16 protein-coding genes, 2 tRNA genes and 4 pseudogenes are annotated in these 19,599 nt (G+C 64.6%); 18 read left to right on the top strand and 4 right to left on the bottom strand.

The annotated features are described in order from the left end of the window. The first annotated feature begins 91 nt into the window (after positions 1-91). Positions 92-568: a GNAT family N-acetyltransferase gene (locus SY89_RS10745; protein WP_054584214.1), complete on the top strand. Its 477-nt coding sequence runs from the start codon at positions 92-94 to the stop codon at positions 566-568. Between the two features lie 178 nt (positions 569-746). Here SY89_RS10745 and SY89_RS10750 read toward each other — a convergent pair. Then, a pseudogene (locus SY89_RS10750) lies at positions 747-1,918 on the bottom strand (cystathionine gamma-synthase). A gap of 140 nt (positions 1,919-2,058) precedes the next feature. On the opposite strand from SY89_RS10750, the gene SY89_RS10755 reads away from it, so the two are divergent. The 6 genes and pseudogenes from SY89_RS10755 (at position 2,059) to SY89_RS10780 (ending at position 6,162) form a co-directional block, all read left to right on the top strand. Then, positions 2,059-2,352 (top strand): 50S ribosomal protein L21e, encoded by a 294-nt coding sequence (locus SY89_RS10755; RefSeq protein WP_054584215.1) that lies wholly within the window; start codon positions 2,059-2,061, stop codon positions 2,350-2,352. Then, positions 2,352-2,708: an RNA polymerase Rpb4 family protein gene (locus SY89_RS10760; RefSeq protein WP_054584216.1), complete on the top strand. Its 357-nt coding sequence runs from the start codon at positions 2,352-2,354 to the stop codon at positions 2,706-2,708. Before SY89_RS10755 ends, SY89_RS10760 begins: the two co-directional genes overlap by 1 nt. Before the next feature lie 63 nt (positions 2,709-2,771). Then, positions 2,772-3,374 carry a DUF655 domain-containing protein gene (locus SY89_RS10765; protein ID WP_054584217.1) on the top strand — a complete coding sequence of 201 codons (603 nt, stop codon included), beginning with the start codon at positions 2,772-2,774 and terminating at the stop codon, positions 3,372-3,374. Positions 3,375-3,479: 105 nt separating this feature from the next. Continuing rightward, a complete protein-coding gene (locus tag SY89_RS10770; RefSeq protein WP_054584709.1) occupies positions 3,480-4,328 on the top strand; it encodes a 16S ribosomal RNA methyltransferase A in 849 nt (282 codons plus the stop codon). Further along, positions 4,329-5,525: a mechanosensitive ion channel family protein gene (locus SY89_RS10775; RefSeq protein ID WP_054584218.1), complete on the top strand. Its 1,197-nt coding sequence runs from the start codon at positions 4,329-4,331 to the stop codon at positions 5,523-5,525. It begins immediately after the preceding gene. Next, positions 5,522-6,162: pseudogene (locus SY89_RS10780) on the top strand (HemK2/MTQ2 family protein methyltransferase). Before SY89_RS10775 ends, SY89_RS10780 begins: the two are co-directional and overlap by 4 nt. A 101-nt stretch (positions 6,163-6,263) precedes the next feature. Here the strand turns inward: SY89_RS10780 and SY89_RS10785 are convergent. Next, a tRNA-Leu gene (locus tag SY89_RS10785) sits at positions 6,264-6,347 on the bottom strand. A gap of 174 nt (positions 6,348-6,521) precedes the next feature. On the opposite strand from SY89_RS10785, the pseudogene SY89_RS10790 reads away from it, so the two are divergent. The 8 genes and pseudogenes from SY89_RS10790 (at position 6,522) to SY89_RS10825 (ending at position 12,527) form a co-directional block, all read left to right on the top strand. Next, positions 6,522-7,018, top strand: a pseudogene (locus SY89_RS10790) (DUF309 domain-containing protein). A 1-nt stretch (position 7,019) separates the two neighbouring features. Then, positions 7,020-7,796 (top strand): GNAT family N-acetyltransferase, encoded by a 777-nt coding sequence (locus SY89_RS17745; protein WP_054584219.1) that lies wholly within the window; start codon positions 7,020-7,022, stop codon positions 7,794-7,796. 57 nt (positions 7,797-7,853) lie between these two features. Beyond that, positions 7,854-8,881 (top strand): annotated as a pseudogene (locus tag SY89_RS10800) (M42 family metallopeptidase). A gap of 74 nt (positions 8,882-8,955) precedes the next feature. After that, a complete protein-coding gene (locus SY89_RS10805) occupies positions 8,956-9,759 on the top strand; it encodes a M14 family metallopeptidase (RefSeq protein WP_054584220.1) in 804 nt (267 codons plus the stop codon). Between the two features lie 70 nt (positions 9,760-9,829). Further along, complete coding sequence (locus SY89_RS10810; RefSeq protein WP_054584221.1) at positions 9,830-10,060, top strand: LSM domain-containing protein; 231 nt, start codon at positions 9,830-9,832, stop codon at positions 10,058-10,060. Continuing rightward, positions 10,057-10,233: a 50S ribosomal protein L37e gene (locus SY89_RS10815; protein WP_054584222.1), complete on the top strand. Its 177-nt coding sequence runs from the start codon at positions 10,057-10,059 to the stop codon at positions 10,231-10,233. The genes SY89_RS10810 and SY89_RS10815 overlap by 4 nt, the downstream gene beginning before the upstream one ends. Before the next feature lie 231 nt (positions 10,234-10,464). After that, a complete protein-coding gene (gene purF / locus SY89_RS10820; RefSeq protein WP_054584710.1) occupies positions 10,465-11,907 on the top strand; it encodes an amidophosphoribosyltransferase in 1,443 nt (480 codons plus the stop codon). A 74-nt stretch (positions 11,908-11,981) separates the two neighbouring features. Then, positions 11,982-12,527, top strand: a complete 546-nt coding sequence (locus SY89_RS10825; protein WP_080506678.1) for a cupin domain-containing protein — start codon at positions 11,982-11,984, stop codon at positions 12,525-12,527. On the opposite strand, the gene SY89_RS10830 is transcribed toward SY89_RS10825, so the two are convergent. Continuing rightward, entirely contained in the window at positions 12,528-13,091 is a 564-nt protein-coding gene (locus SY89_RS10830) for a DUF420 domain-containing protein (protein ID WP_054584223.1), read from the bottom strand. Positions 13,092-13,243: 152 nt separating this feature from the next. Between SY89_RS10830 and SY89_RS10835 the strand changes: the two genes are divergently transcribed. Next, positions 13,244-13,328 (top strand) — tRNA-Leu (locus SY89_RS10835). 154 nt (positions 13,329-13,482) lie between these two features. Continuing rightward, the gene (locus SY89_RS10840) at positions 13,483-15,534 is read left to right on the top strand and encodes a PAS domain-containing sensor histidine kinase (RefSeq protein WP_080506679.1); all 2,052 of its coding nucleotides are present in this window, start codon (positions 13,483-13,485) and stop codon (positions 15,532-15,534) included. 493 nt (positions 15,535-16,027) lie between these two features. Here SY89_RS10840 and SY89_RS16020 read toward each other — a convergent pair whose 3' ends face one another. Continuing rightward, positions 16,028-18,634: a PGF-CTERM sorting domain-containing protein gene (locus SY89_RS16020; RefSeq protein ID WP_080506680.1), complete on the bottom strand. Its 2,607-nt coding sequence runs from the start codon at positions 18,632-18,634 to the stop codon at positions 16,028-16,030. A gap of 786 nt (positions 18,635-19,420) precedes the next feature. Here SY89_RS16020 and SY89_RS17290 point away from each other — a divergent pair. Next, positions 19,421-19,561, top strand: coding sequence for a hypothetical protein (locus SY89_RS17290; protein ID WP_189319151.1), 141 nt, complete (start codon positions 19,421-19,423; stop codon positions 19,559-19,561). The last annotated feature ends 38 nt before the right edge of the window (positions 19,562-19,599 follow it).

Here is a 19,599-nt window from a genome sequence, read left to right on the forward strand (position 1 = left end):
CGGCCGGCCGCGTCGGTCCGCCGTACTCCCCCGGTTTCCACCCCCTACCGACGACGGAGTTAAATCCCCGTCACGACTACTGCCGCCAAGCGTGAGCGCGACCGTCGAGACGCGCCGGGACCCGCGGGGCGACGCCACCCACGAGTCCGCGGCGTGGCAACTGAAGGAGCAGATCCGCCGGGAGGAGGGCGTACTGAAGCAGCGCCGGAGCTTCTTCAGGGACGCCTATCGCCGCGCGGACTGCCGACTGCTGTTCGTCGACGACGACCTCGCCGGATTCGTCTCGGCCCGCCGGGACGGCTACATCCTGTTTCTCGCCGTCTCGCCCGACTACCGCGGCGAGGGGTTCGGCGAGCGCCTCGTCGCCGCCGTCGCCGAGGACCACGACTCGGTCAGCTGCCACGCCCGCGCGACCAACGACGACGCACTGGCGTTCTACCGTCACATCGGCTTCGAGGACATCCGCCGGATCGACAGCTACTACGAGGACGGCGGCGACGCCTACTACCTGAAGCTGGGCGAGGATCGGACGCTGTCGGAGAAGCTGTCGGAGTTCGTACGCAGATAACCCGCGACCTTTCTACTCGACCAAAAGCCTGCGAGCTCCCGTTGGTCTGCGGGCGACCCCCGAGTCGCTCGCAGGACCTGAGAGACGGCAAAGCCGTCCCTCTCTGATCGGCTCTTGGCCCACTCACTTGCTTCGCTCGTTCGCGGTCGGTAGTTCTACAAATCCACCCGCAGCCCGATTACTCAAGCGCCGCCTCGAACGCCTGCTCCAGATCGCCCTTCAGGTCGTCGACGTGCTCGACGCCGACGCTCACCCGGATCAGCCCGTCCTTCAGCCCCGCCGCCTCGCGCTCTTCTTTCGGGATCGCGGCGTGGGTCATCGTTGCCGGCTGCTCGATCAGGCTCTCGACGCCGCCGAGGCTCTCGGCGAGCGTGAACACGTCGGTCTCGGAGACGACCGTCTCGGCCTGCTCCAGCGTGCCGTCGAGTTCGAAGCTGAGCATCCCGCCGAAGTCGTCCATCTGCTCGCTCGCCAGTTCGTGGTCCGGGTGACTCTCCAGGCCAGGGTAGTAGACGCGGTCGACGGCGTCGTGGTCCTGCAGCCAGCCCGCCAGTTCGTTTGCGTTCTCGCAGTGGCGGTCCATCCGGACTGGGAGGGTCTTCGTCCCGCGGAGGACGAGGAAGCAGTCGAACGGCGACGGCGTCGCGCCGACGGAGTTCTGGTAGAAGCCGATGCGCTCGTCGAGCTCGGCGTCGTCGACGATCAGCGCGCCGCCGACCACGTCGGAGTGGCCGCCGAGGTACTTCGTCAGCGAGTGGGAGACGATGTCGGCGCCGTGTTCGAGCGGGCGCTGGAGCATCGGCGTCGCGAACGTGTTGTCGACCGCCGAGAGCGCGTCGTACTCGTCGGCGATGTCGGTCAGCGCGTCGATGTCGTTGACGTTCATCAGGGGTTCGTCGGCGTCTCGACCCAGAGGAGTTCGGTGTCCTCGGTCATCGCCTCGCGAACGGCCTCGTGGTCGGTGGTGTCGACGAAGTCGAACTCCAGGTCGTAATCCTCGTACACCTGGGTGAAGATGCGGTGGGTGCCGCCGTACACGTCGTCGCCTGCGACGACGTGGTCGCCAGACTCGAGCAGGTTCAGGACGGTGTTGATCGAGCCCATCCCGGAGGAGAAGGCGCGACCGAACTCCCCGCCCTCCAGCGCGGCGAGGTTCGCTTCGAGGTCGGTCCGTGTGGGGTTGCCCGTGCGGGAGTACTCGTAGCCGCGGTGGTCGCCGGGCGCGTCCTGTTTGTACGTCGAGTTGGCGTAGATCGGCGTCATCAGCGCACCGCTCTCGGCTTCGGGTTCCTGGCCGGCGTGGATGGCCCGGGTCTCGATGCGCTCGTCGTCGCCGCGGTCGTCGTTCATACCGGCGTGTCGAGCGGCGGGGGCGTCATAGTTCCGCTTCCGGATCGGTGGGGTGGGGTCTCGGCCGGTGCGGCCGGTCGGAAACTCGACCCGAGAACGCATCGTTTATACACCGACCGCGAGTACGCGACGACAAGACCATGCCTAGCTCCAACGGGCCCAACACTGGCACTCGCAACAAGCTGTCCAACCACCCCCGAGACCGCGGCACGTCGCCGCCCCAGCGCGCCATCGCCGAGTACGACGAGGGCCAGAAGGTCCACCTCGTGCTCGACCCCTCGGTCGAGGACGGGCGGTTCCACGCCCGCTTCAGCGGCCACACCGGCGAGGTCATCGGTACGCAGGGCGACGCGTTCAAGGTCCAGATCACCGACGGCGGGAAGGAGAAGACGATCATCGCCAGCGCCGCCCACCTTCGCGCACAGGAGGAGTAATGACGATCTTCAAAGAGAAGCTCGACGAGGAGTACCTCACGGCCGCGGAGGTCAAAGAGGAGCTCCAAGACGTCGAGGAACAGCGCGCGGCCGAGGACGACCGTGAGCTCCGCTACGAGCTCGCACGCGCCATCGAGCACGTGAACCGGTTCGCGCTGCTCGACGCCGAGGAGTCCCGCGAGCTGGTCGAGCGACTCAAGGAGCTCGACAAGGTCGACAACCCGACCGCCCACAAGATCGCGGATCTGCTCCCTCGCGACCGCGACGAGCTCCGGACGGTGTACGCCCAGGAGCGCTACTCGCTCTCCGGCGACGAGCTCGACGCGATCCTCGACATCGTCGCGGAGTACGCCTAACTTCTCGCGGACCCGGCCTCACACCGGGCAACAGTTTATCCGTCGCGGTGACTTATCAGGGGCATGAGCGATGCAGAAGAGTCCGACACGGCCGAGGAACCGGCCGAGGACACAGCGGTCGAGCACGCGGTCGTGCTCGACCACCTCCCCTACGGTCGCCCCGACGACGACCGGCCACAGCACCAGAAACCCGAGATCGCCTACGCGGTCGGCGAGGAGCAGTTCGACCTGTTCGAACTCACCCTCGTCGACGGCGCCGACGTGAGCATCGGCGACCGGATCGTCGTCGCGCCCGACGCCGACCGTGACCTGGTCGATCGCTACCGCGAGATCGACCACGGTGACCTCTCCAGGGGCGCCGAACAGGAGCTCGACTACGTCATCGAGGAGATCGTCGACCGCCACCCACAGCGCTTCCTCGACTACTTCAACGACGCCCAGCCCCTGACCCTGCGGCTCCACCAGCTCAACGTCCTGCCCGGGATCGGCGACAAGCTCCGGGACGACATCCTCGAGAGCCGCAAGCGCCAGGGCCCCTTCGAGAGCTTCGAGGACCTCGAAGAGCGTATCTCCGGGCTCCACGACGCGAAGGGCGTCGTCGTCGAACGGATCATCGAAGAGCTCACCGAGGACGTGAAGTACCGCGCGTTCGTCGGCGACGAGTAGCCGTCCCGCCCCGCACTGACAGTCGCCGGACAGATCGAACGAGGCCGGAGCGGGGCTTTTAACGCCGGTGGCGCGCTATCGCGGGTAATGACTGGGCCCGACGACCTGCGGGACCCCGACGCCCTCATCCGCCGTGCCAAGCGGGGGAACCCGGAGTTCGACCAACACTTCCTCGTCGACGATCGGGTGCTCGACCGGCTCCCGAGCTACCTCCCCGAGTCTGCCGACCGCAGCCACGTGCTGGAGATCGGCGGCGGCACGGGAGCACTCACCGACCGACTGCTCGCAGCCGCTCCCGACGACGGCGAGGTGACCGTGGTGGAGCGCGACCCGGATCTCGTCGCGTTCTTGCGCCAGGAGTTCGCCGACGCCGTCGACGCCGGCGAGCTGACCGTGGTCGCGGGCGACGCGCTGGAGGTCGAGCTTCCGGAGTTCTCTGCCTCGGTGTCGAACCTCCCCTACGGCGCCTCCTCGGAGATCGCGTTCGACCTCCTTCCCCGGAAGCGGCCGCTGGTGTTGATGTTCCAGCAGGAGTTCGCCGAGCGCATGGTCGCCGAGCCGGGCGAGGACGACTACGGCCGGCTTTCGGTGTCGGCCCAACACTACGCCGACGTGGAGATCGTCGAGCACGTGCCGGCCGACGCGTTCGATCCCCGGCCGCGGGTCGACAGCGCCGTCGTGCGCTGCACGCCGCGTGCGCCCGAGTACGAGGTCGCCGACGAGGCCTTTTTCCTCCGGTTCGTGAAGGCGCTGTTCACCCAGCGCCGGAAGACGATGCGCAACGCGGTCCGGAACACCGCCCACATCTCCGGGCTCGCGGATCCGGACGCGGTCGTCGACGCGGCCGAGGAGTCCCTGATGAGTCGGCGCGCGGGAACCGTGTCGCCCGCCGAGTTCGCCGAACTGGCGGCGCTGGCCCGGCAGGTCGATCCCGGCGTCGAGAGAGGTGGCTGAATGGCCACGAACCCCATCCGCGAACTGATCTGGGCCGCGACGATGTCGACGGGGGCCCGGATCCTGGCGACGGTGCTCGTGCTGGCGCTGTTCGCTGGCATCAGCGTCGGCGTTCGCCGGCTCGGAAGCCGACTGAAACAGCACGTCGGCGACACCGTCGCGGAGTCCGCGCAAGCGACGGTCGTCGCGCTCGCGAGCGCGGGGACGGCGATGGTTCTGGTGGCGGTCTGGCGGGCTGGCTGGCTGCTCAAGCAGGGGTTCGATCAGATCGACCCGTCCCGCCAACAGGTCGTCGCGATCGTCTTGAGCGGCGTCATCTTCGTCGCCGCGTACCTGCTGACACGGTTCACCAAGAACAGTATCCGTCGACTCTCGAAGGAGCGCGGCGCCATCACCGACCACCAACAGGAGGTCGCCCACCACCTCGTCCAGCTGTTGATCTTCGGGATGGCCGTGTTGGTCGTGCTGGGGATCTGGAACGTCGATCCGGGCCAACTGCTGCTCGGGGCCGGGGCCGCCGGTGTCGTGATCGGCCTCGCGGCTCGGCAGACTCTCGGCGCGGTGCTCGCGGGGTTCGTCGTGCTGTTCTCGCGACCGTTCGACCTGGGCGACTGGGTCGTCATCGGCGAGGAGGAGGGGATCGTCACCGACATCAGCGTGTTCAACACCCAGATCCGCACGTTCGACGAGGAGTACGTGATGATCCCCAACGACATCGTCACGGACACGGAAGTGCGAAACCGCACGCGGAAGGGTCGGCTGCGCCTCGAAACCGACGTGGGCGTCGACTACGACACCGACGTGGAGCACGCGATGGACGTCGCCGCCGAGGCGATGGCGGACACCGAGACGCCGATGGAGCGCCCGGACCCCAACGTCGTGCTCGCGGAGTTCGGCGGCTCGAGTGTCGTGCTCCGGCTCCGCTACTACATCGACAACCCCAGCGCCAGGAAGATGTGGAAGGCCCGGACGGAGGTCATCGCCGCGGTCAAGCAGGCGTTCGCCGCCGAGGGCATCAAGATCCCGTTCCCGCAGCGCGAACTCTCCGGGCGACCGGAGACGGGGAACTTCGCTGTCTCCGCCGGCGCGAACGAAGTGGCCGACGACGGCGACGATGGGAGCGACGACTCGGACCGGGTGGAACGTGCGGACGCCGCCACGGACGGCGCCGGCGACGACGACACGGGGGCACAATGACCGCGAACGACTCCGAGGAGACCGAATCGACCGCGACCACGCTCGCGGACCGTCGCGGGCAGGAGACGAAAGTGTACCAGCCCGCGGAGGACTCGGGGCTACTCGCCGACGCCGCCGAGGAGTACGCCCGCGGGCGGACACTGGAGGTCGGCACCGGCTCGGGCTGGGTCGCCGAACAGGTCGCCCCGCACGTGCCGCAGGTCGTCGCCGCCGACGTGAACCCCCACGCCTGTCGGCAGGCCCGAGAGCGCGGCATCGAGACGGTCCGGACGAACCTCTTGGACGCGTTCGCCGACGGGAGCTTCGAGACGGTGCTGTTCAACCCCCCTACCTCCCGACCGATCCGGAGAACGAGTGGGACGACTGGATGGAGCAGGCGCTGTCGGGCGGCGAGAGCGGCCGCGAACTGATCGAGCCGTTCCTCGACGACCTCGGGCGCGTGCTCGCACCCGGCGGACAGGCGCTGCTGCTCGTCTCGTCGCTCGCCGGCTACGAAGCGGTCGAGGAGCTGGTGCGCGACGCGGGCTTCGTCCCCGAGGAGGTTCGCCAGGAGTCCTACCCCTTCGAGACGCTGTCGATCCTGCGGCTCACTCGGTTTACGCTGTGTGGCAAGCCGTCGGCCGGGGAGATCGAGTAGGGCGTCGACGCCCGGTGGCGCCGCTGTTCGAGTCTAAGTGTTGCGAGGGAAGAACGCTCTGTGAGCGCCCTCCCGCATGGGTGCGTGGTTGCGCACCGACATGCGAGGGAAGGGATTTGAACCCTCGGACCTCTACAGGAGCGGATCTTGAGTCCGCCGCCGTTTCCCAGCTTGGCTACCCTCGCACGCAGTCTGGGGAAACGGCCCATCGCGGTTTAAGCCACCGATTCGGGCTGACTCCCCGCGGGCCCGGGCCTGGGTTCACACTCGCCGCCTGCTCGGCCCGGCGATAGTTTCACACTCGCCGCCTGCTCGGCCCGGCGATAGTTTCACACCCCCGCCCGTTCTACCGGTCGACGATGGACGAGCACACCCGCGACCCCGGCGTCGCACCGCCGTTGGGGATCCAACCGGGTGGCGCGATGATCGCCGCTGGGAGCACGCGACGCTCCGCCGGGCCGCCGAACACGGCGTTCGGTTGTACAACGACGGCGCCTACACCGAGAGCTACGACTGCTTCAAGTTCGAGTGGTACAACTACGGCCGCGGCACCGCGGAGTCGGCGTTCTGCCACGGGATGCAGCAGGTCGCCGCCGGCACGCACAAACACGCCGCCGACTGCGGCCGCGGCGCCGACGCCGGCGACGCCGGGATGCGCTCGTTGTTCTCGACCGCGCTGGGGTATCTCCAGGGCGTCCCGGACGACTTCTACGGCGTCGACGTGGCCGCAGTCCGGCGCCGCCTGCTCGTCGCCATCTTCGAACCTCAGTTGATCGACGGCTGGCGCATCGCCATCGACGACCACACCCCCGACGCCTACCCGGCCGACTACGAGTACGCCGCGGGGCTGGGGTAACGTGCTGGCGCCCGACCGCGTCGCGGCCGCCGAAAACGCTAAGCGGCGCGTGCTCGCCGACGTGACCGAGACACGCTTCGGGACGTTCGTCCACGACCCGGCCCACGAGAACCGCGCGGCGGCGACCCAGCTCCTCGACGCGCGCCTGCCGCGCGTCGACGCCCCGCCGGCGCCCGCGCGAGACCAGGCCGCCCGGGCGCTCTTCGGCCGGCTCAACGCGCTGTTCGACCGTCACGGCCTCCCTCACCGTATCGTCGCGGGCGTCGACGCCGAGACGGCCGCCCGGCTCGCACCGCTAGCCAGATCGCGTGGGTACGAACGGGAGGACTACTGGGCGCTGGTCGGGCACGGCGTCGACGCGCCCGCAATCCCGGACGGCCTCCGGCTCGAAATCCGACCTCACGGCAGCGACGCCGCAGGCCTCGTCCACGAGTCGGTGGGGCGCGACCGCGACGGCGTCGCGTACGCGGCCGCAGTCGCGAGCGAACTCGGCGGGCAGGAGCTGCTCGCGTTCCGTGACGGCGAGCCAGTGGGCGCAGCGGGCTGGTACGTCCACGGTGACGCCGACGATCCGGTGGCGCGGCTGACCCACGTCGGCGTCATTCCCGCGGCACAGGGAGCGGGCGTTGGCTCGGCGCTGGTCCGTGCGGTCGTCGACCGCTGCCCGCTGCCGGCCGATCGCGTCGTCGTCTGTGCGACCGCCGCCCGGGCGGGGTTCTACGAGCGACTCGGGTTCGTCCGGAACGCCGCCCTCTGGCGGTTCGCCCGGCTCCCCTGAGCCGGCGAGGGTCGCCCCGACCGGAGCGCCTTTGCCCGCGCCGGGAGAGTCTCGGGTATGCACGACCGCGAGCTGCTGTTCGATCTCTCCGCGGCCGCCGGCCCGGTGGGCTACGAGGACGGCGTCCGTGAGGTGGTCCGGGAGGCGCTGGCCCCCCACGTCGACCGACTCCAGACGGACGCGATGGGGAACGTCGTGGGGACGGTCGACGGTGAGAGCGACCGCGAGGTCGTCGTCGCCGCGCACATGGACGAGATCGGCTTCATGGTCGCAGCCGTCACCGACGACGGCTTCCTGAAACTCGACTCGCTGGGCGGCTGGAACGCGCAGATCCTGCGGGCCCAGCCTGTGACCGTGCACACCGAGGGCGGCGAACTGCCGGGCGTCATCGGCGCCGAACCGGCCCACACCCGCGACGAGGACGACGTCGAGGGGTCGACGATCTCGCGGTGGATCTGGGACTCGACGGCGACGCCGCCGCCGACGCGGTCGCCGTCGGTGACGTGATCACGCTCGACACCGAGCCGCGCGTGCTCGGCGACTGCGTGACCGGGAAGGCGCTCGACGACCGTGCGGGCGTGTACGCGCTGCTCGCGGCCGCACGGGTCGCCGAACCCGACGCGACGGTCCACTTCTGTGCCACGGTGCAGGAGGAGGTCGGCCTCCGCGGCGCCCGCGCGATCGCGACCGACGACCAGTTCGACCCTGACCTCGTGATCGCGCTCGACGGCACACTCGAACGGAGCGTGCCGGGCGTCGACGAGGCCGAGACGATCACGACGCTCGGCGACGGCGTCGGCATCAAGCGCAAGGACGCCTCCGTGATCCCGACGCCGATGGTCGTCGACTGGCTGACGGATGTGGCCGAGGACGAGGGCGTCGAACACCAGCGGGAGGTGGCCTGGAACATCGGCACCGACACCGGCGCACTGCAGAACGCCGGCGGCGCCGTGCTGTCGGGAGCGCTCTCGGTGCCGGTTCGCTACCACCACTCGCCGGTCGAGACCGCCCATCGCAGCGATCTGACAGCGACGGTCGAACTGCTCGCGGCAGCGCTCGCGCGAACCGGCGAGCTGGTCGACTGACGGCCGCTCGATCGCTGCCGGCGACGCAGTCCGGAGGCGAGCCCTTCTTGCCCGTTCGTCCCGTCTCGGAGTGTATGCAGATCCACCAGTTGGGCGAGGGACAGCCCGAACTGGCCGTCGTCGCCGGGATCCACGGGGACGAGCCCTGCGGCGTCGAGGCGGTCAAGCGCCTCGTCGCCGACGACCCAGCGGTCGAGCGGCCGGTGAAGCTGATCATCGCCAACGAAGAAGCGCTCGAGGCCGGCGAGCGGTTCCTGGAGGAGGACCTCAACCGCGCGTTCCCGGGCGATCCGGACGGCGACACCCACGAGTCGCGGCTGGCACACGAACTCGCCCGCGAGGTACAGGGCTGTACGGTGCTGGCGCTGCACTCCACGCAGTCCTACGCCGAGCCGATCGGGGTCATCGACACCGTCGACGAAATCGCGCGCTCGCTCGCGCCGTTGTTGCCCGTCGACGTGCTGATCGAGACGGACAACCACACCGACGGCCGGCTGATCGAACACGCCCACACGATCGAACTGGAGTGTGGGCTCCAGGGGACCGACGAGGCCGCCGACAACGCCTACTGGCTCACACGGTCGTTCCTCTCGGCGACCAACGCGCTGTCGGTGCCGGTATCGGACGACCGACTCGCCCAGCCCGGCCGCGACGAGGTGCAGGTGTTCCGCCTGGACGGCCCGATCGCCAAGCCGCCGGGCCGGGAGTACGACGTTGTCGTGCCGAACTTCGAGCGCGTCGAGGCCGGCGAGCGGTTCGCACTCGCCGACGGCGAGGCGCTGACCGCCGACGAGCCGTTCTACCCCGTGTTGCTCTCGGCGGAGGGGTACGACGACATCTTCGGCTACGCTGCCGAAGCCGTCGGCACCATCGAGTAGGCGAAGCGACCGACTGGCACGGCGTCGGCGGTTCGGTACGTTTATTTCCGGCACCGGGGTTTGAGTGACCATGAGTGGACGCCCGCTCGACGTGCTCGAGGAGTCGCTCTCGGAGCCGGTGACGGTCCATCTGAAGGACGGCGAGTCCTTCTACGGGACGCTCTCGGGCTACGATCAGCACATGAACGTCGTGCTCGAAAGCGCCGACGCGAACGAGGCCGTGCTGGGCGAACTCGACGTCGAGGAAGTGGACAACACAACGATTATCCGTGGGGACAACGTCGTTTCGGTAACTCTATGACCGGCGCAGGAACACCGAGCCAGGGGAAGAAGAACAACACGACCCACACGAAGTGCCGTCGCTGCGGCGAGAAATCCTACCACACCAAGAAGAAGGTCTGCTCGTCGTGTGGCTTCGGGAAGTCCGCGAAGCGACGCGACTACGCGTGGCAGTCGAAAAGCGGCGACAACTAACGGATCTCTCTGCGGCCGTTCTCTACTTCGCTAGCGACAGCGCTCTCCGTGCCTTCGTCGTCGACGACACCCACAGCGACAGCGTCGTGTACGGGTGGCTATCCACGATAGTGCATACTCTTTGGAAGTGACGGCGAGTATGTAGCACGATAGCGGGGGTTTTTGGTTCCCGAACCCGGACCGACAGGTATGCACGAGGGTTCGGCTGGGAGGCCGGCCGGCGAGGACGGGATGCGAGACAAATGCGGCGTCGTCGGCGTCGCACTCGAAGACCGCGGGGCCGCCCGCCCATGCTACTACGGGCTGTACGCGCTCCAGCACCGGGGCCAGGAGTCCGCGGGGATCGTCACCCACGACGGGTTCCAACAGCACGACCACGTCGAGATGGGGCTGGTCGGCGAGGCGTTCACGGAGGACGACCTCGACGGCCTCCAGGGGGCGACCGGCGTCGGGCACGTCCGCTACCCGACCGCCGGGAGCGTCGACAAAGCCTGCGCCCAGCCGTTTACCGTCTCCTTCCGCTCGGGGTCGCTGGCGCTCTCACACAACGGGAACCTGGTCAACGCGGGCGAAATCCGCGAGGAACTGGCCGGCGAGGGGCACGCGTTCACCTCCGACGGCGACACCGAGGTGATCGCCCACGACCTCGCCCGGAACCTGCTCGATTCGGATCTCGTGCGCGCGGTCAAGCGCACGATGGACCGCATCCACGGCTCCTACGCGCTGACGGTGATGCACGACGAGACCGTGCTGGGCATCCGTGACCCGCAGGGGAACCGCCCGCTCTGTCTCGGCAAACTCGACGACGGCTACGTGCTCGCCTCGGAGTCGGCGGCGATCGACACCCTCGGGGGCGAACTCATCCGGGACGTGAAGCCGGGCGAGCTCGTCCTGCTCGACCCCGACGGCACCGGCTACGAGAGCTACCAGCTGCTCGAGGAGGAGAACACCGCCCACTGCTTCTTCGAACACGTCTACTTCGCGCGGCCCGACTCGGTGATCGACGAGGAGCTCGTGTACGACACGCGCCGCGATCTCGGAGCCCGTCTCTGGGCGGAGTCGGGCGTCGAGAGCGACGTCGTGATGCCCGTCCCCGACTCCGGACGCGCGTTCGCGGGCGGCTACGCGGAGGCAGCGGCCGAGGAACTGGGCGACGACGCCCCGGAGTTCGCGGAGGGGATGATGAAGAACCGCTACGTCGGCCGGACGTTCATCATGCCGACCCAGGACCAGCGCGAGCAGGCAGTCCGCCTCAAGCTCAACCCGATCCGCTCGACGGTCGAGGGGAAGTCGGTCACGCTCATCGACGACAGCATCGTCCGCGGGACGACGTCGACGCAGTTGGTCTCCCTCCTGGAGGAGGCCGGCGCCGCCGAGGTCCACCTCCGCATCGGCGCGCCACAGATCGTGGCCCCCTGCTACATGGGGATCGACATGGCCTCCCGCGACGAGCTGATCGCGGCGGGCCAGGACGCCGACGGGATCCGCGAGACCGTCGGCGCCGACACGCTGTCGTATCTCTCGGTCGACGGCGTCGCCGAGGTGCTGGGGGAGTCGCGCGTGGACCTCTGTCTGGGCTGTGTCACCGGAGAGTACCCGTACGACATCGACGACGAGGAGACGGACCGGGACGTGACGCGACCGGATATCGACGCGGTCGTCGCCGACGACTGATTCGGCGGGCGGCTCCCCGGCTGACAAACTGAGCCGGCACAAGACGTTTGTCCTGTCGAACAGACCGATGGCGCATGCAGACGTTCTCGCCGGAGGAGGACGCCACTCGGCAGTCACTCTCGGACGCCCTCGACACGACCGACGTGGCGATCAATCGGTACCGACTCCCGGCGGACGAGGGCCTCCCGGGCGGGCTCCACACCCACCTGAGCCAGGAGGAGGTGTTCGTCGTCCTCGACGGGACGGTGCGCTTCGAGACGCTCGCGGACCCGGTCGTCGTCGACGCTGGTGCGGCAGTCAGGTTCGCACCCGGCGAGTACCAGACCGGTTTGAACGACGGTGACTCGCCGGCGGTAGTGCTGGCTCTCGGTGCACCGAAAGCGAGTGAACTGCGCGTCCCGCTCGACTGTCCGAACTGTGGCCACCGCGGGCTCTCCCCGAAGTGGCAGGACGGCGAGGTGATGCTCGGCTGCCCAGATTGTGACGCCGACCACCGGACGCGGGGTTGTCCGGAGTGTGAGCGAGAGGAGATGCAGGCGGCGCCGGGCGGGAGCGACGGAGAGGCAGTCGTCGTGTGTCCGGACTGTGGGGCGGTCCGGTCAGAACCGCAGTGGGTGTAGTTAGCCGACCACGTACACCATCAGGTACACCACGACGCCGAGGGCGAACGAGATCGCCCACAGCGGCGCCGCGACTTTCCCGACCTTCCGGTGGTTCGTCGCCGGGATCTCGCTCACGGGGTGGCTCCAGGCCAGCAACAGCGTGTAGAACAGCAGCGGCACGGAGAGCACCGCGAGCGTGATGTGGATGCCGAGGATGGCAAAGTAGACCGTCTCGATCAGCCCCGATCCGGGGAACTCCGTCGGGCCGATCAGGGCGACTCGGTAGAGGTAGCCGACGAGGAACACGACGAACAGGCCGAACGCCGACCCCATCAGCTTCCGGTGGCGGTCGATGTTCCCGTCGCGGATGGCGCGGACGCCGACGATAATCAGAACGAACGCGACAGCGCTGACGGCGGCGTTCACGTGCGGGATGGCGTCGATGATCACCGAGGGCGCACGCGGCAGCGCTTCGGCGGGGACGACTCGCAACGCGGCGGCGAACACCAGCGCGACCGCGGCGGTTGAGAGCACCGCCGCGGTACCGAGGGTGTGGTCTCGAACGGCAGCACGGAAGTCCATACCGGACCGTCGGCCCGGAGGGGATTAAACGTGTGGCGACGGCACGGGCGGACCCGGAGGTCGGCCCCCTCGGATAGCGCCGTCGCCCGAGGGGAAAGGGAAGCCCTTTTACTGGCCCGACGGCAACGAAGGAATGCAGCAAGAACACGCGAGCGTGGGTAGCCAAGCTAGGCCAACGGCGCAGCGTTGAGGGCGCTGTCCTGTAGAGGTCCGCCGGTTCAAATCCGGTCCCACGCACTCTCCTAACAGTACGAATCCGCTAGCCGGCGCTCTCGCTACCACGAGGTGTTCGGCATGAGCCGCGGTCGCTTCCCGCAGTTCAACGCCGCGGCGCAATCCTTCCTCGAGGCAGATGTCGGGCCTGTCGACCCCTCCACTTCCTGTGGGCTAGGTGCCTGTAACACAGCCGCCGTCTACCGCGTTCCGTGGCACAGCGTCGGCGGCCATCGCCTACTGCGGCTACCATCTCGCTCGGTATCGCGAGCGGCATCCCGATCTGTTCCAGCGCATCCAGGAGGCAGTCGACGAGGACCTGACCGCGTTCGCGACACGCGGTGACCGCTTCCTCACTTTCGACGCCGTTCCCGAAACGCTGTTTGAAGAGAAGTTCGTCGCCATCGCGCTGCTCGCGAGCGGTCACGCGCTTGGTCGGGCACTCTGTTACGACGCAGCGGTAGTACTCCTAGCCGACAGGAGACTCGAAGGAGACACCGGCTTTTTATCATCTGTATTGGAAGCGTATAGCGTTCAGGAGATGTTTGATGCGAATCTACCGCTTCTACTGTCGCTCCTGTTACGCGTTTTGGGAGTCATTCTCTCACTGTTTCTGTTACGGCAAGTCGGAGACCGACGGTTCGTATTCTTCACCGCACTGCTCTCTCTGATGGCGATTCGGCAGGCCATCACGGTGTTAGGTGCACCACCGGGGCTCCGCGAGGTGCCGGGGTTCATCGTCAGCATACTCACAGTTGTACTCGTTCTCTATCTGCTGCAGTATGTCCGGCAAGAAGCAGCCCTCAAAGACCGGCTGCAAACGATCAACGACGAACTCCGCGCGAATCAAAACCGTCTCCAGGCCGTCCTTGAGGGATCGCCAGACACGATTTTCCTCGTCGACGAGGCCGGTCGGTGTCGCGAGATACTCGCGGGGACTGAAACGTTCCTGGATGAGGAGGCGGCAGCCTCCGTAGACCGTCCGATCGACGAACTCCTGTCTGACGAGGCTGCGACTGCGATCCAGGAGGCGGCCGAGACGACACTCCGTACAGACGACAGCGAGCGCATCGAGTACTCTGTCGAACGGTCCAACGAACAGCTCGCGTGGTACGAAGCGCGGACGGCCCCACTCGAGCATCCGACCAAGGAGTCCGATCTCGTCCTGTTCACGGCACGCGACGTGACCGAACGGAAAGACCGCGAACAGAATCTCAGGCGTTTCCGCCGCGCGATCGACACGGCCGGGCACGCTATCTACATTACCGATCACGACGGCACGATCGAGTACGTCAATCCCGCATTCGAGGAGGTTACCGGCTACGCGCCCGAGGAAGCTCTCGGTCAGACGCCGAAGTTGCTCGACTCCGGACGGATGGCTGATGAGTACTTCGTCGACTTGTGGGAGACGATTCTGGCGGGCGACGTGTGGGAGGAGAACGTGCTCAACGAGACCAAAAGCGGCGCGCTCTATCACGCCCACCAGACGATCGCACCGATTACCGACGAGTCCGGCACCGTCGAGGAGTTCGTCGCTATTCAGACGGATATCACACCGCTCAAAGAGCGCGAACGGCAACTCAAAGTGCTCTCGCGAGTCCTGCGACATAATCTTCGAAACGAGATGAACGTAATCCTCGGGAAGGCAGGGGAGATTCAACTGACCGCCACTGGGAAGACTGCAGCGGATGCGGCACAGATCGAACAGACCAGCGAAGGGCTGTTGTCGCTCGCCGAGACATACCGTGACATTCTCGATCTCATAGAGACGTCGGAGTCCCCGCGTCCGATCTCGCTCGTCGACCGCCTCCGAACGCAGGTGCAGCAGTTCCGACGGGAGTATCCTGAGGCACGCGTGACTGTCGAGATAGACTGTCCCGAAGAGACGGCTGTCGTCGCGATGCCAGGCATCGAACGGGCAGTCGGAGAGCTACTCGAGAACGCTGCTGTGCACGCGGAGCAAGCGCATCCAGCGGTCACGCTGCGAGTCGAAGACCACACCGACACAGTTCGGATCCAGGTCGCCGATACCGGTCCAGGTATCCCCGCTGTAGAGCGCGAGACACTGCTGGGCGAGACCGAGATTGGATCGCTGTCTCACGGGACCGGGCTCGGCCTGTGGTTCGTGTACTGGATCGTCAGGCGGTCGAACGGCCACCTGTCGTTCGAAGAGAACGATCCTCGAGGGAGCATCGTGACGATAGAACTGGAGCGATCGACGAGGGAGTAACAAACGAGGGAGTTCAGCTTACTTACTAGAGAGGGTGTCATAGAACGCTTCTCACACCGAGATGATCGTGCTTCCCGGATCGTCTCCACGTTCGTAGTTAGTGATTGCGACGAGGAGGCGAAGCCACAGCGCGAAAATCATCTTGCAGGGTCGCTGAACTCATCCACCTCAGCATTCACCCTGCTCTTTGGTGTGCCACTCGTTCTATGACACCCTCGGGCGAGTGGCAACTCGGCTCCATATGAACCGTCTGTACTTAGCAATCTTCTCAGTCTATTTCAGCCACTGTAGCGTGACTGATTCGCATCTCTCATCTACCGGCTGTTTCAGATGAGAACCTATCCGGAGAAGAGGATTTCAACAGAGCCACTGACTCCACCGACTATCTTGATTTGTTGAAGAAGACGACCTGCTCCAACACTACCCAGCATATCCCGACGAGATTTCCTTGGATTACTGTACACGATCTGTTCTCTGGGATAACGAGTGGCGGTTACCGTCTACACAAGAGAAGAGCTCCACCCAGCAGCGAGACGAGGGCTGATACAATTCCGAACCCTGGTGCGGACGTCCCGGTTGTCGTTGGTGCCGGCGTTGTTTTAGTCGCCGTGTCAATTGAGGGTACGGGTTCAGTCGTCGTTGGTGTCGTCGTTGACGTGCTAGTCTGGGTGCTAGTGGTAGTCGGTGTAGTGGTCGTTGTTTGTTCAGGTGTGTCCTCTACGACGACAACGAATGTCGGGAAACTCTGTGTGTCGATCCTATACGTATCGTTTCCGAGATACGTTTTTTCAGTTTGACCCCACGTCTCGCCGTCCGCGTGATAAACATCGACTGCTGACGGGTCATCAGGCATCTGTTCTTCTGGGACCCGTACTGTAATTTCACCGTTCGTGACTCTATCTGCGAGATTCCCGTCGATAGTAACACTCACGTAGCCCGTCTGCTCAGCATCACTGTATTCGGGGACACCTTGTGGTGGTTCCGTTCCGGCTTGGACCTTCATATCGTTGTGGATGTTTGTCCCCATGTCGAAGGACACGTTTACTCGCTCAACGACGATTGTTTTCGTATCCACGTTTTCGGTCGGAACGGATAATGTATCCCCGATTTTGTACCCAGTAATAGTGCCCTGCATCTCTCCATCTTCGGTCGCGGTTTCAGTATCCTGCTCATCGATCTCGAACCCTGTCGAAATACTACTACCACCCCCGCCAGTGGACGGATCCGTCGTATCGACATCATACGTCGTCGACACCGCACTGCTCATCTCATTCCCGTCTAGGTCTTTCGCTCCATCGACTTCCAAACTTACTCCCGTTACCTCCTCGTTGTCATCCGCAAATTGAACGTCCAGTTTAAAGGTTTGAGCATCAGTCCAGCGTTTATTCTCGACTGTCGGAACAGTCGATAAGTCACCGTTGACGTCCGGCGTGACTGTGACATCATCCGTATTTTGGGACATTCTTTCGCTAAATGACACGGTGACCGTAACCTCATTGCCATCACCGGTCTCCGCATTAGTTATCGGCGTGGGTGAGAGAATCGGCGTGCTTCCCGTCGGGTTCGTCGTACTGACGACGAACGTGTTCGACGTATCCGGACTGCTCATCACGTTTCCGTTCGAATCGGCAGCCCCGCTCACCTCAATCGTTGCTGTCACGTCCTCGTCATTGTCCGCGATAGTGACCGCCCCTGTCCAAGTGGAATCACTGAACGAACTCTCAGAGACTGTGATCGGACCACCACTCACACCCGTAATCTCGACTATTGGAGTCGTCGATGTATCCATCGATTCTGCAAACTCAACAGTGACTATCTGCTGATTTCCTGCATTTCCATCAGTTATCGGCGTGTTCGAGATCGAGGCGCTGCTCACTTTCGGGTTCGTCGTATCGACATCATACGTCGTGGACACCGAACTGCTCATCTCATTCCCGTCTAGGTCTTTCGCTCCATCGACTTCCAAGCTTACCCCCGTTACCTCCTCGTTGTCATCCACAAATTGAACGTCCACTTTAAAGGTTTGAGCATCAGTCCAGCGTTTATTCTCGACTGTCGGAACAGTCGATAGGTCACCGTTGACGTCCGGCGTGACTGTGACATCACCCGTATTTTGTGTCATGTCCTCGTCAAACGTTACCGTTACTGTAACTTCATTCGTGTCGCCCGTCTGGGCATCCGTGATCGGAGTCGTTGAGAGTTTGGGTGTGGTTCCGGTCGGAGAGACAACAGCATCGCTCGTTTTTGCTGTTGCCGCTCCACCGAAGAAGTTGAACGAACCTGCCTCATTTTCGGTTACGTTGATCGTGATTTTCTCTAACGTCTTGTCCGAGTTAGCAGAGATTGCAAACCCCCAGATTCCGGGAGCATCTGCATCCTCGTAATATGAGGGGTAAACCGACGGATCACCCTCATGGTACCATCGGTCCATTCCATCTTTGAGGACGTATCCCGGATTGTTAGGCGGACCTCCATACCAATCCGGAACTGTGAATTCTTGAGACGTGTAGGAAGTGCCATCACTATAGTGAAGTTTGGCCCTGAATTTTGCAGGTGAACCGGCGCCAGCTCCCCCGGCAGAGGCAATCACGTGAACCGTTTCATACTGTCCATCTGAAACAGTGAACGTATTTTCATTCGTTGTGGAGACTTGCCATGCGTTGTTACCAGCGTTGCCATGAGTAGTAGCGAGTTCTATCCTTGGGTGGGTCGAAGTTGAAGGGAAAACGCCATCATCCGGTAATCCATCACCTGAATTCGCATTATTACCTGCAACAGTATTTGTAACTAACGCTCCCCAGCCATCAAAGTCCCCGGACTCATCTTCTCCATATACGACGTCTGCATTGTAGGCTGAAGAAAAGTCGAATTGAACTGTATTACCGGCTGCACTCGCTGATCCTGAGACGGCTACAACACCGACGAATATCGACGACACGATCATTAGAGACAGCCACACAGCCCCTAGTTTATCTACACTTGACATCACTCCACCCCCCTCAGTTGATCCGCGAACCGTGCTCTCATTGGTGCATCTCCTTGCGCGGACAATACTGAACACTCTGTAGACTTCCGACCGAGCGACAATCCCCCCAATCATGAACACGAGCCGGCCCTTTCGTGCCACCCCGCAACCGAGCCTTCCCGAGATCTAGTCCTCCGTCAGTCCAGACGGTAACGGACTCATTGATTCCCAAGACCTCCCGCGGCTCCCCCTTCCTTTGGCTTCTTGGTTCGCCCCCGGCGAGCGAGCGAACAATGTCAGGTACAGCTTCAGGTTGGTGTCCATTTTGTACGTCGCTCGCGCCACGCCTAAGCATGTTTAACGATTACATACCTATACCAAAACCGTTTTGGCGCTCATCCATTTTGAAACCGCTCACTGCAATATATTGTAAGGTAGGAGTCCCGTGATCTAGACGGTCAGTGAGTAGATTTCAGCCAAAATAGTCGGGGATCATATAATTGTCACGGCCACTCGGCGATCACTGGTCCAAAGAAGAGCAAAAGGCGGGTCAACAATCAAGTATGGCCTACGCCGAGCGGCTGTTTCAGAACGCCGAAACTGTCGCTATCCCTTTGTCGGTCTTCGAGCGCAAGAAAGTATTGCGCTCGCCAACCAGGCGGCCTCCACCATCCGGGCCTTGCCCACCCAAAATCCGTCCGAACGATAGCCAACGAGCGACAGCGATATCCTGCGGAACTATGGGTCAGGACTCCCGAGCCACGCGTATGCCCGGTCGATCCAGCGACTCCCCACTGCTTATCGTCATCGGACTGGCCGTCGCGGCCATCGCGTTCGTCGGAACCGCGGTCTTCGGCTGGGAGTTCGGTGCTACCAGCGGTCCAGTCCCGGTAGTCATCGGTGTCGCCTGTGCTATCCTCGGTGTGGTCGTCTATCTCCGACAGTAACTCGACGACCAGCCAGCAAGGCATCGTGTTCCCGGTCGCCGACGCTGCGATGCTGTCTCAGCAGGGCAATCCGGATCGACCCACCGACGTGGTCGACGAACCGCCGGCGTCGTGAGTCGACGGCGCCACGGCTCTGCGGTCGGCGTCGAAAGA

It is taken from the genome of Halolamina pelagica (assembly GCF_001307315.1).
In the GTDB taxonomy this organism is placed as follows: Archaea; Halobacteriota; Halobacteria; order Halobacteriales; family Haloferacaceae; genus Halolamina; species Halolamina pelagica_B.

What these genes read in the sequence shown, in the direction of transcription:
- SY89_RS10810 (WP_054584221.1), top strand. Translation starts at nt 9,830, where the DNA reads ATGAGTGGACGCCCGCTCGACGTGCTCGAGGAGTCGCTCTCGGAGCCG.
- SY89_RS10805 (WP_054584220.1), top strand. Translation starts at nt 8,956, where the DNA reads ATGCAGATCCACCAGTTGGGCGAGGGACAGCCCGAACTGGCCGTCGTC.
- SY89_RS10760 (WP_054584216.1), top strand. Translation starts at nt 2,352, where the DNA reads ATGACGATCTTCAAAGAGAAGCTCGACGAGGAGTACCTCACGGCCGCG.
- SY89_RS10815 (WP_054584222.1), top strand. Translation starts at nt 10,057, where the DNA reads ATGACCGGCGCAGGAACACCGAGCCAGGGGAAGAAGAACAACACGACC.
- SY89_RS16020 (WP_080506680.1), bottom strand. Translation starts at nt 18,634, where the DNA reads ATGATTGGGGGGATTGTCGCTCGGTCGGAAGTCTACAGAGTGTTCAGT.
- SY89_RS10755 (WP_054584215.1), top strand. Translation starts at nt 2,059, where the DNA reads ATGCCTAGCTCCAACGGGCCCAACACTGGCACTCGCAACAAGCTGTCC.
- SY89_RS10775 (WP_054584218.1), top strand. Translation starts at nt 4,329, where the DNA reads ATGGCCACGAACCCCATCCGCGAACTGATCTGGGCCGCGACGATGTCG.
- purF (WP_054584710.1), top strand. Translation starts at nt 10,465, where the DNA reads ATGCGAGACAAATGCGGCGTCGTCGGCGTCGCACTCGAAGACCGCGGG.
- SY89_RS10765 (WP_054584217.1), top strand. Translation starts at nt 2,772, where the DNA reads ATGAGCGATGCAGAAGAGTCCGACACGGCCGAGGAACCGGCCGAGGAC.
- SY89_RS10825 (WP_080506678.1), top strand. Translation starts at nt 11,982, where the DNA reads ATGCAGACGTTCTCGCCGGAGGAGGACGCCACTCGGCAGTCACTCTCG.
- SY89_RS10830 (WP_054584223.1), bottom strand. Translation starts at nt 13,091, where the DNA reads ATGGACTTCCGTGCTGCCGTTCGAGACCACACCCTCGGTACCGCGGCG.